We start from the raw sequence: 12,665 nt of genomic DNA on the forward strand, positions 1-12,665 counted from the left end.
CCGGAGGAGCCATGGATTCTGGCAGCCGCGACGACCTCGGCGTCGTGACCGAGGGTAGTTTCAGTGCGGGCCTGACTGTCCGGCTGAACGGCGGTTCGGCTGAAGATCTGCAGGTTGGCAGTTTCGTCGTTCTCGAAGGAGAGCGCGATCGCTATTTCAGCCTCGTAAATGATCTGCAGTTGCGAATGACTGACCCTGGTGTTGCTGCCGACCCGCCCGTTGAAAGCGAGTTCATCCGCGAATCGCTCCGCGGTATCCACACGTTTACTGCCGCAACGGTCCGACCCAGCCTCGTTGTCGAAGGCAAGGATGACGTACTGGGAGCAGGGCCTCGCGCGGTCCGGACCATTCCGTCGCACTTCGCCCGAATGCGCCGCGCCCGCGCGGAAGACTTCGATGTTGTCTTCGGGCAGGAGGGGGACGAACGATTCTCGGTCGGTTCGCCGATCGCGATGGATGACGCGAAAGTCACAATCGACCTCCGAAAGCTAATTGAGCGACCGAGCGGCATCTTCGGCCAGACTGGCACCGGCAAGAGCGTCCTGACGCGCCTGATCCTCTTCGGCCTGATCCGGGCCAATATCTCGTCTGCTCTGATCTTCGACATGCATGATGAGTACGCAGATGAGCGCCGGGACAAGCCCGGCATACCCGGCCTGCGCGATCTCTTCGACTCGACGCAGGTGAAGGTCTACAGCCTCGATCGCAGTAGCCCACGAGTCGATTACCACATCCAGATCGGCATGAATCACATCGAGCCAGAGGATATCGAGCTATTGCGCGACGAGCTCGACCTCACTGATACCTTCAGCGCCACGACGTTCCTGTTGAAAAAGGCGTTCGGGAAGCGATGGCTCTCCACCCTCCTCGGGATGGACGGAGAGGGAGCGAAGGCGTTTGTCGCACAGACTGGAGCCCACGAAGGCGCGGTAGATGCGCTACGACGAAAGCTGCTGTATCTCCCGGAACGGGACTACATCGTCAATGACGCAACCGCCGATCCAGTTCGCGACATTGTCCAGCATCTTCGGGCTGGCCGGCACGTCGTGATCCAGTTTGGTGGCTACGACAGCCTGCGGGACTACATGCTCGTAACGAATCTGCTGACGCGTCGGATACACAGCGAGTACCGCGAGGATGCCAACCGGTCCCGAGCGATGCAAACTCCCGATTCCTCTCGTCCGCTCGTCGTTGTGCTGGAAGAAGCCCACAAGTTTCTGAGCCCGTCGGCGGCTCGGCAGTCGATCTTCGGCACGATTGCTCGCGAGATGCGCAAGTTCAATGTGTCGCTCATGGTCGTCGATCAGCGCCCGAGTCAGATCGACTCCGAGGTGATGTCGCAACTTGCGACTCGTGTCAGTGGATTGTTGACCGACGAGCAGGACATCGCCGCTGTCCTGAGTGGCACTGGCGATCGGGCCGGCTTGCGCTCGATGCTCGCCAGTCTCGAGCCGTCTCAACAGTGCCTCGTCGTCGGCCATGCGATTCCGATGCCAATGATCGTTCGCACGAGAGAATATGGACGCGCGCTGCGCGATGATTCCATCCGCAGGACGCGGCCAGACCCGCGGCTGGGGATGGAAGTATTGACGGGTGGGCGACCGAGGAGGTCTGAATAATTCGTGCGATTGATTCATTTCTCCGACCTCCATCTGGGCGTCGACAACCACGGCGCGCTCGACCCCGAGACCGGCCTCTCGACCCGAGTTCTTGATTTCCTGCGGGTATTCGATCTGATCCTGGATCGAGCGATTGCCGATCGAGTCGACGCGGTGCTGTTCACGGGTGATGCGTTCAAGAATCGCGACCCTAGTCCGACCTTGCAGCGCGAGTTCGCCCGCCGAGTCCTGCGACTTTCGCAGGCTGATATCCCGATCGTGATCCTGGTCGGCAACCACGATCTGCCCAATGTTGCGAGTCGAGCGACCCCGGTCGAGATCTACGGCGTGCTCGAGATTCAGGGTGTCTACGTCAGCCGATCGATCGAACGGCTCAACGTAGCCACTCGCTCCGGGCCACTGCAGATCGTCACGCTCCCCTGGATTCCTCGATCGGGCCTGCTGGGTGTGCGGGAGTATCGGGAGTTGGATGATCTGGCGCTGGATCGAGAGACCCAGCAACTCGTGTCCGAGGCGATCGCGGATAAGCTCCGCGGGATCGACCCGACGCAACCCTCGGTCCTGATGGCGCATGTCAGCATACAAGGCGCGTCGCTGGGGCAGGAGCAGTCGATCATGCTCGGCAAGGACATTACGGTTGGACGTGACGACGTCCATGCCCGCTCGTTCGACTACGTCGCATTGGGGCATATCCATAAGCACCAGGTGATTGGCACGCATCCGCCGGTGGTCTATGCGGGGAGTCCGGAGAGGATTGACTTCGGCGAGGAACGCGAGCCGAAAGGGTATGTCATCGTCGATATTGAAAACGGCTCGGACGGGCGAGAGACGCAGTTCGAGTTTGTGGAGCTGCCGGCCCGCCGGTTTCGCACGCTCCGCATCGAGGCGCGCGGTGACACGCCGGACGCTCAAGTCACCCGTGAGATCGAAAGGGCCGGCCGTGATATCCGGGATGCGATCGTCCGTTGCCTCATCGAGGTCGACACTGGACGCGAGCGCGGGGTCGTCGTCGCAGATGTCCGCAAGGCGTTGCTCGCGGCTGGGGCATCGCACGTTGCCCACGTCGTGGTCGAGAGTGAGACCACTGCGCGCGCGCGTGTCGCTGTGAGCGACGAGGTGGCTCGTGACGCCGCGCAGATGCTCGAACGGTGGGTCGAGCAGAAGCAGTATGATGCGCGACTGACAGAACGAGTGTTGGCCAGGGGTCGCGAGATGATCGCGCGACGGCGACAAGATGAATCAGGGGAGGCTGACTAACGTGGTTGACGTGAGCAAGGTCGAGGGCCGGCTATCGAACCGGCGAAAGCTCGAGGAGATGTCCTGGCCGCAGGTGAGGGCTGCAATCGACGCCGGTCAGCGGACGCTTGTTGCGGCGGCCGGCTCGATGGAGCAGCATGGCCCGCACCTGCCGATGCAGACCGACACGCTGCTGGGCTCGTTCCTGGCGGAGGCGGTTGTCGAACGACTGCCCGGTGCGCTTCAGGGGCCGACGATTCCGTTCGGTGTCTCGGAACATCACATGCCCTTTGCTGGAACGATCACACTCGATAAGGAGCTATTCAAGAGCGTCGTTCGGCAGTATGTCGCGAGCCTCGCGTCGCACGGTTTCGAGACGATCGTGATCGTTCCGAGCCATGGTGGCAATTTCGCGCCCCTGAACGAGCTGCTTGCGGAGACGGGTGGTGTCGTGAATGGCGCGCGCTTCCTCGCCTATACCGATCTGAACGAGTTCATCCGACCGATGTTCGAGGTGGCAGCGAAGGATGGCGTCACCGCCGCCGAGGCAGGGGCGCATGCCGGCGAGGCGGAGACGTCGATGGTGCTCGCGGCAAACGGCGCTCTGGTCGAGATGGATTACGCCGAGGAAGGGTATGTCGGCGACTTCGGCCCTGCGGCGCAGAAGGTGATTTTCGAGCAGGGAATGGTTGCGCTGACGAGCAATGGCATCCTCGGCGACGCGCGGCCGGCGACCGCCGAGCGAGGATTCGCCTATCGCGAGCGGATGGCTGACATGCTGGCAGACTGGATCCGCGAGCGGTTGCCGTAACTACCGTGAACGACGACGGCCGGGCGCAGCACGCGCCCGGCCGTTTGCGTCCTGCCGATCCTAGAGGTGTCGGTCGAACCAGCCGACGATGTGCTCGAGTCGCTCGATCCGGTGCTTCGGCTTACCTGTCCGTGAGAGGTTGTGGTTTTCGTTCGGGAATCGGACGAACTCCACCTCACGACCGAGCTTCTTCAGCGAGATGAAGACCTGCTCGCCTTGCTCGATCGGGCAACGATAGTCCTCTTCGGAGTGCACGATCAGCAGCGGCGTCGTCATATCCTTGACGTAGGTGATCGGCGAGTACTTCATAAGCCGCTCGCGCTCTTCCCACGGCGTCCCGCCGAACTCGTACTCACCGAAAGTGAAGCCGATGTCGCTGGTGCCGTAGAACGAGTACAGGTTCGACACACAACGTTGAGTTACGGCTGCCTTGAACCGATCGCTGTGCCCGATAACCCAGAGTGTCATGTAGCCGCCGTATGAACCACCGGTGACGCCCAGCCGATTCTCGTCGACATAACCCTGCGCAATCGCCCAGTCGACGGCCGCCATCACGTCGGGCATGTCCTTCTCGCCCCACGCCATGTGGGTATAGGTCGTGAAGTCCTCCCCGTAGCCGGAGGAGCCGCGCGGGTTTGTGTAGACAACAACGTAGCCGCGTGCCGCCATCAGCTGGAACTCGTGCATCATCGCGTTCGCGTACATGCCATGAGGCCCGCCGTGGATCTGAAGGATCATCGGATACTTCCGGCCCGGCTCAAATCCCACGGGCTTCATGATCCAGCCGTGAATATCGGCGCCGTCCGGTGATTTGACCCAGAACTCTTCGGGCGTCGAGAGAGTTACGCCGCCGAGGAAGTCGCTGTTCAGATCGGTGAGTTGCCGCTCGTTCTTGCCATCCGAATCTGCCACAAACAGATCGCCCGGGTTCGTCGCTGCACCGGAGACATACGCAATCTGGCCACCGTCGGACGAGAGCGAAAATCCCGATACCCGGCGGTCTCCGCTCGTCAGTTGCTTCGGCGTTCCGCCGCCGGCCGCCACGCTGTAGATATGGGTCGAGCCGTTGCGGCTGATCAGCACGTAAATGCTCGCGCCGTCGGGGGACCAGAGTGGCCTGGTTGCTGACGAGGCATAGACGTCGCTCATCGCCGAGTCGCCAATCGAGCGATCGTGCGTCTCGGTCAGCGGCGCCGGGTCGCCACCCGCGGCGCCGACGACCCATAGATCATTGTCCAACGCACCGCCGGCGGTGGCGTGCCAGTTGCCCACGAACGCGAGTTGCGACCCATCGGGCGACCAGCTCGGCGAGCCAAACGAAGAGCTGTCCCCGCCGATGATGCAGCGTTCCTCCTTGCCGTGAGCATGGATTGCCCACAACTCGGAGGCGGTATTCATCTCCCGATCGTCCGTCCTGTTGGTGACGAAGGCGATCTCCTGACCGTTCGGTGACCAGATCGGGTCGGTGTCGTCGATGTCAGCGTCGGTCAGTCGGTGAGGGTCGCCGCCGAAGGCCGGCACGAGCCACAGGTGCCTGGGCTTGAAATCGAGAAAGCCCTCTCCATCCGCCTTGTAGCGGATCTTCTTGATGTGCTTGACGTCGGACTTCTCGGCGTCGTCCTTCTTGTCCGCATCCTCCGAGGGGAGATCGGTCGTCTTCGACACCGCAACGAAGCTCTGCCCATCCGGCGACCAGGCAAAACCGCCGATGCCGTCGCTCAGCGTCGAAACCTGCCAGGCTTCGCCGCCATCGACGCGCAACAACCACAGCTGCGGCTTCTCGCTGCGATTGGACAGGAACGCGATGTGCTTCCCGTCCGGGGACCAACGTGGCGTGCCATCCTTGGCATCTGCGTGAGTCAGCCGCCGCGTTCGAGAGCCGTCGACCGAGGCCACATAGATCGACGAGCGATAGTCGTTCTTCTCGCGCTCGATCGTCGTAACGGCGTATGCGACCTGTTTATTGTCCGGTGAGAACTGCGCCTCCGAAATCAGCTTGAAATGATAGATGTCATCCGATGTGATTCTGTGAGACCCGGTGTCCGCCATGCGTTGCGACTCCTCCCTCCGTGTTATCAACCGGGGGGTATCGTAGCACGCCTCGTCCGACTACTCGTCGTCACCGATCCCGCGCATCGCTCGGGATATCCGGCGCAGGTCTTCGAGGATCAACCGTCGGGAGCGCTGATACTCCGGGCTGTCTACGAGCCCAGCCGTGTGCGCAGCTTCTAGCCCGCGCAATTCCTCGGTGAGGGCTGCGCGGCGCGCTTCGAGCGTGTCTGCGAGAGCAGGCGCGACGGTGACGATTCGCGGCGCTGAAAGCCGGCGACTCCTGACGACCCACCCGGCTACGCCAGTTGCCAGGAGCAAGGCGACGATAGCAATCAAGGCCGGCTCGATCGTGCTGAGAGCTCGATTGGCGGAGGTTGCGGTGGGCAGGTCGAGAAAGCGCAGTGAGAGCACATTCCCTTTCTGAAGCATCCCGGTGGACCAGACGTGGTATTGCTGGCTGCCGATCGAGATGATGCCTCCGTCGAGCAGGGGTTTTGTGTCACTTACGACACGCGCGCCTTTCCCGTCCTCGCCGGCCGGCACGAGGATGCGGACATCCTGGGTCGGGTAGTCGGTGGTGACTGAGAATTCGAACGTCGATCCGGAATATGGAAGGACATAGCCCAGCGACGCCGGGTTGGCCGCCCCTGGGCGAAGTGGCGACGTCGCGTAGACGGTCGAGCCTTCGAGGCTCGGAGTGCCGAAGTCGAAACCGGCTCGCGGTCCAACTTCCGCCGCATTCGGTGGAACACTGAATCGAAGTGTCCTCCCTTCGTCGCCAGCGATGACGGTCTTGTTGCCGGCGTTGTCGAACGAGAACACATCGACGATCGAGGCCGCGCCTGTCTCGCGATCGACTGCATTCAGGATGAGGCCGCGCGACGACAGAGAGACTGCCGATTGGTCCGGCGTGGTCTCATAAACGGAGATATCCGCCGTTTGTTCCGGCGACGAGCTGATCTGAACCATTCCCGAAGAATAGAGAACACCCTGAAAGGTCACTGATACCGCGTAGACCAGCCCGGTGCTGGTGTCGAGACCGTCGAAGCTGTAGCGGCCATCGCCTGTGGTGATTGTTGTCAGGTCGACGCTCTGTGGCATCACACCACCTTCGGGCTTCTTATCAAAGCGAGATACGGTGACGGTTGAGCCAGATACCGGTTGGCCGCTCGTGCCGTTGGTGACCGTCCCGCTGATACGCCCATTGGTGTCTGCCGCGACAGAGAACGGGAGCAGCGCGCTGATGATCGCAAGCAGCGCAAGCGCAAAGAGAGCTCGTTTCACTGGGGAATCGCCTCTGGTGTCTATTCGTCGGTTCATCGGTCTGATTGTACCGCCCGGACCGCGGGCAGATCTGTCTGCCCGAACCGGATCGGATGCTATACTTCCGGCGGTCGTGCTAGGTGGGGAACTAGCGGTGCCCTGTACCCGCAATCCGCTCTAGCGGGACGGAAGTCCCTCTCGAGGCCCGACCCTGTAGGACTGCTCGAGTAAGTGGTGATGAAGGCCGGGTCCCGCGCGGCGCGGACCCGCGAACCGGGTCAGGTCCGGAAGGAAGCAGCCCTAAGTGGTTTCCCGTGGGTGACGCGGGGACGCCCTGCCGGAGCTAACTACTTGTAGCAAGCTGGAGGATCGCGGTCGGAAGAGGGTGCACGGCCATTCTTCTGACCCAGACGCGAACGCCGCCGGACGAAAGTCCGGCAGCGTCTCGTGTGTTCGTGTCCAAGCGTGGGTTGTCAGCGCGCGGATTTCCCCCGGGACCGGTCTCGGCTTGAGCCGTGGGCCGGAATGTACTGCTTCTTCGCCTGATGCTGAGAGTGGGCGGCGAGTTGTGCTGGCATGACCTGGCGGACATAATACGCAAAATAGGCGAGCACACCGATCAACAGGAGCATCGATAGATACAACCAGATGCGGCGCTCGAGGCTGAGAAACTGGAACTGCATAACTCGAACCCCGAAGAAGAACAGCCCCACCCCAGTCACCCACATGAGGATCTCGGATCCTTTGCGGATTGCTTCGCGCCGGATACGATCGGAGCGAAAGCGACGAGGCGCATCATAGTAGGCGAATGCGCTGAGCAGAAACAGGCCGGCGAAAACGATGAGATAGGTGATTGACAGCGGCCCGAACACCGGCGTATCGCGGGTCGATGCAGTCAGATAATCCCAATCAAGCGGATTGGTCATCGGTTGATCCTCCAGGGCGATAACGGGTCACGCGCGGGAGTATACACAGCGCCCGGGACGGCGGACCGTCCCGGGCGTGTAAAGGTCGGGTTATTCCCCGGTCAGCAGCGTGCGCTTGACCTGCTCAATCGCTTGCGTCACCTTGATCCCTCGTGGGCAGGCATCAGTGCAATTGAAGATCGTCCGGCAGCGCCAGACACCGGAGCGTTCATTTAGCATCTTGAGTCGCTCCGGGCCGCCCTGGTCGCGGCTGTCGTAAATGAAGCGATGGCCCTGAACGATCGTCGCCGGCCCCACGTATTCCTCGTTCGTCCAGACAATCGGACACGATGTCGTGCAACAGGCACAGAGAATGCACTTTGTCGTGTCGTCAAAGCGTTCGCGATCCTCGGCCGATTGGAGTCGCTCTCGCCCGACCGGGGGAGCGTCGTGGTTGATGAGAAACGGCTTGATGCGCTTGTAGCTATCGAAGAACGGCTCCATATCCACGACGAGATCTTTGATGACATCGAAGCCAATGATCGGCTCGACCGTGATCGTTGATCCGACATCCTTGATCAGAAGCTTGCAGGCAAGCCGATTTCGACCGTTGATCCTCATCGCGTCCGAGCCGCAAACGCCGTGCGCGCACGATCTCCGATAAGTGAGAGTGCCGTCGATGTGCCACTTGATCGTGTTGAGGGCATCAAGAACCCGGTCGGATGGCTCTTGCTCGACTGTATACGATTCGTAGTGCGGCTTGGTGTCCATTTCCGGGTTGAACCGGAGCACCTTGACCGTGACCTGCATTAGTACTTCCGTTCCTTCGGCTCGAAGCGGGTCAGGACGACCGGCTTGTACCGCAGTTGCAACCCGCCGGACGTCCGGTAGGCGAGCGTGTGCTTCAGCCAGTTGGTGTCGTCCCGATCGGGAAAATCTTCGCGCATATGGGCTCCGCGACTCTCCTCGCGTGTGACGGCGCCAGCGACGAGCGCTTCGGAGCAGTCCAGTAGGTACCCAAGCTCGAGCGCCTCGAGAAGATCCATATTGAAGACGCTGCCCTTGTCGTTGATCGCGACATGGTGGTAGCGATCCTTCAGGTCATGCACGATCTGCTGGATCTCGCGAAGTCCCTCACCGGTGCGGAACACGCTGGCTTTGTCCATCATCTCAGTTTGAAGTGTCTGACGGATGTCGGCTACATTCTCGCCGGTTGTTCGTTCCATCAGGTTGGATACTTCGGCCCGGCCCCGGTACTCGGGTTCCGGCGGAAGTGGCGCCAGGTCGTTCTCGGCAATGTACTGGAGCGCGTGCTTCCCCGCCCGCCGGCCAAACACAACGAGATCGACCAGTGAATTGGTGCCCAGTCGGTTTGCGCCGTGAACCGAGACACACGCCACCTCACCGGCAGCGTAAAGCCCGGGGAGAGCCGTGCCGGTATCGTCGATCGTCACCCGACCTTCGACATCGGTGGGCAGGCCACCCATCGCATAGTGCGCGGTAGGCTGAATCGGAATCGGCACGTTGTGCGGGTCAAGCCCCAGATAGGTCTCGACAAAATCCGTGATGTCCGGCAGCTTCTCCTCGAGCGCGCCGGGCGGGAGATGTGTCAAGTCGAGCGTGACATAGTCCTTGTTCGGGCCGCCGCCGCGGCCCTCGCGGATCTCCTGCCAGATGAAGCGTGACACCATGTCCCGTGGGGCCAGGTCCTTGAGCGTTGGGGCGTAGCGTTCCATGAAGCGTTCGCCATTGACATTGCGAAGGATTCCGCCCTCACCGCGGGCCCCCTCGGTGAGCAGGATCCCCTTCCGGTAAATACCGGTCGGATGGAATTGATAGAACTCCATGTCCTCAAGAGGGATGCCCCGGCGGAACGCGATCGCCATGCCGTCCCCGGTCGCGGCCATTGCGTTCGACGTTACCTGAAATGCCCGGCCGTATCCGCCCGTCGCCATGATAATCGTCTTGGCGTGGAAGACGTGAATCTCGCCAGTCAGAACCTCAAGCGCGATGATCCCGTTGCAGATCCCGTCGTCGGTCATGATGAGATCCAGCATGTGGAACTCGTCGAAGAACTCGACGTCGTGCTTGATGCAGTTCTGATAGAGCGTGTACAGAATCATGTGGCCTGTGCGGTCCGCCGAGTAGCAGGCGCGCCGAACCGGGCCCTCGCCGAAGTTTCGGGTGTGACCGCCGAACCGTCGCTGGTCGATCTTGCCTTCCGGGGTGCGGTTAAACGGCAACCCCATATGTTCCATCTCGATGACCGCGTCGATTGCCTCGCGGGAGAGGACCTCGGCCGCATCCTGGTCGACGAGGTAATCGCCACCCTTGACCGTGTCGAACATGTGCCAGACCCAGTGGTCTTCCTCGACATTGCCGAGCGCCGCCGCGATCCCGCCCTGCGCGGCTCCTGTGTGGGATCGCGGTGGGTAGAGCTTCGAAATCACGGCCGACTTGCATTTTCCCGCGAGTTGGACAGCAGCCATCAGACCGGCGCCGCCAGCGCCGATGATCAGCGCGTCGTAACGGTGGTACATCACCTATCTCCCTGCCTGGGCCGCCTGGAAAGCCTGCGGATTGAACGTCACAATTGCGAGACCGCCGAGGATGAGGAACACCACCGCGATCACTGCCAACGTCGTATGCGCGGCGATCCGCCACCCTGGCGTACGGATATAGTCCTCGATGCTGACCCGACCGCCGTTGATCCCGTGTAACAACGCCAACGCCAACAGAAGAAAGTCGAACACTCGCCAGAACGGCGAACCCCAGCGATCTGCAACGAACTCGAAGTCAATTTTGTCGACCGTGTTCACGACATGCATGATCACGACATGCAAAATCGCCAGAATGACCAGCAGCAGGCCACTGACGCGGAAGAAGAACCAGGAGAACAGCTCAATACCGTTCGCCTCGACCGGTTTCGCCCGGCCACCACCACGACTGAGCATCGCTCGTCTGTCCTCTCCAGAATCAGCTGAACAGCGGCCGGGTCATCAGGATGGCGGTAGGGATGAACGTGACCAGGAAGACAACGATCGTTCCATACCAGAGTTGGTGCTGGATGAGTGATGCGCGATCCCAGAAGTCGATCAGGATAATACGGATGCCATTGAATGCGTGGTAGTACAGGGCGCCGACCAGCAACACTTCCATAAGCCTGAAGCCGAGCGAATGATAGATGAACAGCAAAGAATTGAACTCGGCCGGCCCGTAGCTGATGACGAAGATGTCGGCAATATGGACAAGGAGAAAGAGGAGTACGCCAAGCCCGGTTAGTCGATGAAGCGCCCACGCGATCATGCCTCGGTCGCCACGGTAGATCCGCTGCATCTGCCACCTTCCTCAGCATCGCTACTTCCGACGCGAGCGCACGAGTCGAGCTGCATGGATGTTGAGGCGATTGCCCGGCTGTATGCTCACCTGCGGGTGTCACTGTACGGACCCTGTCGCGTGCTGTCAAGGATACCGCAGACGGTCGGAATTTTTCGCGCGCCAGCGCGTAATGTTTTCGGATCGTGCTATACTGCCGTCACACTTGGATAACCGCAAGCCGGTTTCCATCGCGCCCCCTGCCCCGGATTTTCGTCCGATTCAACCACCTCAGGAAGCCAGGGAGGATCATTGCCGCCGAGTCAGCGTCAGGTGGATCAGGCGCGTTCCGCTGCTGCGAAACAGGCCCTGTTCGTCGCCGACCTCACGATGCGAATCTGTGCGATTCCAGCGCCAACGGGTCAGGAGCTGGAACGCGGTCGGTTCGTGGCGGGGCTGCTGCACGATATTGGATACCCAGCCGAGATTGACGAGATCGGGAATGTCTACGCCCGACGGGGAACTCGGGGTGGACCGGTATTGATGCTCGTGGCGCATACCGACACTGTGTTCCCGGCTGGAGTGCCGATCACGGTCTCGCAAGAACCCGGGCGGCTTCGCGGTCCTGGAATTGGCGACAACAGCCTCGGCGTCGCCGCGGTGGTTGGAGCGTTGAAGGCGCTCGATGATCTCCGGGTCGAAACCGAGCACGACATCCTGGCGGTCGCGACCGTTGGCGAGGAGGGGCTCGGCAACCTTCGTGGTGTGCGCGAGGCGGTTCGGAGATACCAGGATCAGTTGGCCGGCGTGATCGCAGTGGAAGGTCACAACGTCGGGCGTATCACGCACGGCGCTGTCGGCTCGGTGCGCTGGAAGGTAACGGTTCGCGGTCCCGGCGGGCATTCCTGGGGCGCGTTCGGAAAGCCCAGCGCGATCCATGGCCTGGGTCGGATTATCGCGGCCATCGATGAGCTCGAGGTTTCGTCGTCACCGAAGACGACCTACAATGTTGGCGTCATCGAGGGCGGAACGTCGGTCAACACGATTGCGGCGAGTGCGTCGGCGGTGATTGACATGCGATCGGTGGATTCCGTGGCGCTGCGTCATCTTGTCGATCGGATCGGAAACATCGCAACATCGGCTGCTGGCGATGGCCTCGGAGTCGACATCGAGGTGCTTGGGGAACGGCCGGCCGGCGAGATTCCAATCGAGCACCCGTTTGTTCAGCGCTCGGGCGACGTGCTCAGCGCCCTCGGCATGGAGCCGATCTTCGAGGCGTCAAGCACGGATGCCAATATCCCGATCAGCCTCGGGATTCCGGCGGTTTGCGTCGGCATCTCGCGCGGAACTGGCGGGCATACGGTCAACGAGACTATCGACGTTGAGCCAATCGCGACCGGGCTCGCACAGCTCGTCCTCCTCGCAGCCGGCTCTGGCGCTACGACGAAATCTGGGTAACGTATT

11 protein-coding genes and 1 other RNA gene are annotated in these 12,665 nt (G+C 61.5%); 5 read left to right on the plus strand and 7 right to left on the minus strand.

All coding sequences use genetic code 11. The features are described from left to right. The first annotated feature begins 11 nt into the window (after positions 1 to 11). Genes V9F06_05805 through V9F06_05815 form a run of 3 tightly spaced genes read left to right on the plus strand, consistent with a single transcriptional unit; the run spans position 12 to position 3,666 of the window. Positions 12 to 1,619, plus strand: coding sequence for an ATP-binding protein (locus V9F06_05805; GenBank protein ID MEI2617151.1), 1,608 nt, complete (start codon positions 12 to 14; stop codon positions 1,617 to 1,619). A gap of 3 nt (positions 1,620 to 1,622) precedes the next feature. Continuing rightward, positions 1,623 to 2,876 carry an exonuclease SbcCD subunit D gene (locus V9F06_05810; protein MEI2617152.1) on the plus strand — a complete coding sequence of 418 codons (1,254 nt, stop codon included), beginning with the start codon at positions 1,623 to 1,625 and terminating at the stop codon, positions 2,874 to 2,876. 1 nt (position 2,877) lies between these two features. Further along, positions 2,878 to 3,666: a creatininase family protein gene (locus tag V9F06_05815; GenBank protein MEI2617153.1), complete on the plus strand. Its 789-nt coding sequence runs from the start codon at positions 2,878 to 2,880 to the stop codon at positions 3,664 to 3,666. A gap of 60 nt (positions 3,667 to 3,726) precedes the next feature. On the opposite strand, the gene V9F06_05820 is transcribed toward V9F06_05815, so the two are convergent. Both V9F06_05820 and V9F06_05825 read right to left on the minus strand, forming a co-directional pair. Beyond that, positions 3,727 to 5,715: a S9 family peptidase gene (locus V9F06_05820; protein MEI2617154.1), complete on the minus strand. Its 1,989-nt coding sequence runs from the start codon at positions 5,713 to 5,715 to the stop codon at positions 3,727 to 3,729. A gap of 60 nt (positions 5,716 to 5,775) precedes the next feature. After that, the gene (locus V9F06_05825; protein ID MEI2617155.1) at positions 5,776 to 7,002 is read right to left on the minus strand and encodes a carboxypeptidase-like regulatory domain-containing protein; all 1,227 of its coding nucleotides are present in this window, start codon (positions 7,000 to 7,002) and stop codon (positions 5,776 to 5,778) included. Between the two features lie 110 nt (positions 7,003 to 7,112). Between V9F06_05825 and ffs the strand changes: the two genes are divergently transcribed. After that, positions 7,113 to 7,374: signal recognition particle sRNA large type (gene ffs / locus V9F06_05830), an RNA gene on the plus strand. 80 nt (positions 7,375 to 7,454) lie between these two features. Here ffs and V9F06_05835 read toward each other — a convergent pair. The 5 genes from V9F06_05835 to sdhC all read right to left on the minus strand — a co-directional run bounded on the left by V9F06_05835 (position 7,455) and on the right by sdhC (position 11,222). Further along, positions 7,455 to 7,907 carry a hypothetical protein gene (locus tag V9F06_05835; protein ID MEI2617156.1) on the minus strand — a complete coding sequence of 151 codons (453 nt, stop codon included), beginning with the start codon at positions 7,905 to 7,907 and terminating at the stop codon, positions 7,455 to 7,457. Between the two features lie 90 nt (positions 7,908 to 7,997). Beyond that, positions 7,998 to 8,696, minus strand: a complete 699-nt coding sequence (locus tag V9F06_05840) for a succinate dehydrogenase iron-sulfur subunit (protein ID MEI2617157.1) — start codon at positions 8,694 to 8,696, stop codon at positions 7,998 to 8,000. Continuing rightward, entirely contained in the window at positions 8,696 to 10,426 is a 1,731-nt protein-coding gene (gene sdhA / locus V9F06_05845) for a succinate dehydrogenase flavoprotein subunit (protein MEI2617158.1), read from the minus strand. Before sdhA ends, V9F06_05840 begins: the two co-directional genes overlap by 1 nt. Positions 10,427 to 10,429: 3 nt before the next feature. Then, the gene (gene sdhD, locus V9F06_05850) at positions 10,430 to 10,840 is read right to left on the minus strand and encodes a succinate dehydrogenase, hydrophobic membrane anchor protein (GenBank protein MEI2617159.1); all 411 of its coding nucleotides are present in this window, start codon (positions 10,838 to 10,840) and stop codon (positions 10,430 to 10,432) included. A 22-nt stretch (positions 10,841 to 10,862) separates the two neighbouring features. Continuing rightward, entirely contained in the window at positions 10,863 to 11,222 is a 360-nt protein-coding gene (sdhC, locus tag V9F06_05855; protein MEI2617160.1) for a succinate dehydrogenase, cytochrome b556 subunit, read from the minus strand. Positions 11,223 to 11,513: 291 nt separating this feature from the next. Here sdhC and V9F06_05860 point away from each other — a divergent pair, with 291 nt between their 5' ends. Further along, positions 11,514 to 12,659: a M20/M25/M40 family metallo-hydrolase gene (locus V9F06_05860; GenBank protein MEI2617161.1), complete on the plus strand. Its 1,146-nt coding sequence runs from the start codon at positions 11,514 to 11,516 to the stop codon at positions 12,657 to 12,659. Positions 12,660 to 12,665: the final 6 nt, after the last annotated feature.

The sequence above is a fragment of the Thermomicrobiales bacterium genome (assembly GCA_037045155.1).
Classification (GTDB): domain Bacteria; phylum Chloroflexota; class Chloroflexia; order Thermomicrobiales; family CFX8; genus JAMLIA01.

Bases quoted from the DNA above. Each gene is read 5' to 3' on its own strand.
- V9F06_05805 (MEI2617151.1), top strand. From the start codon at position 12: ATGGATTCTGGCAGCCGCGACGACCTCGGCGTCGTGACCGAGGGTAGT.
- V9F06_05820 (MEI2617154.1), bottom strand. From the start codon at position 5,715: ATGGCGGACACCGGGTCTCACAGAATCACATCGGATGACATCTATCAT.
- V9F06_05835 (MEI2617156.1), bottom strand. From the start codon at position 7,907: ATGACCAATCCGCTTGATTGGGATTATCTGACTGCATCGACCCGCGAT.
- V9F06_05840 (MEI2617157.1), bottom strand. From the start codon at position 8,696: ATGCAGGTCACGGTCAAGGTGCTCCGGTTCAACCCGGAAATGGACACC.
- sdhA (MEI2617158.1), bottom strand. From the start codon at position 10,426: ATGTACCACCGTTACGACGCGCTGATCATCGGCGCTGGCGGCGCCGGT.
- sdhD (MEI2617159.1), bottom strand. From the start codon at position 10,840: ATGCTCAGTCGTGGTGGTGGCCGGGCGAAACCGGTCGAGGCGAACGGT.
- sdhC (MEI2617160.1), bottom strand. From the start codon at position 11,222: ATGCAGCGGATCTACCGTGGCGACCGAGGCATGATCGCGTGGGCGCTT.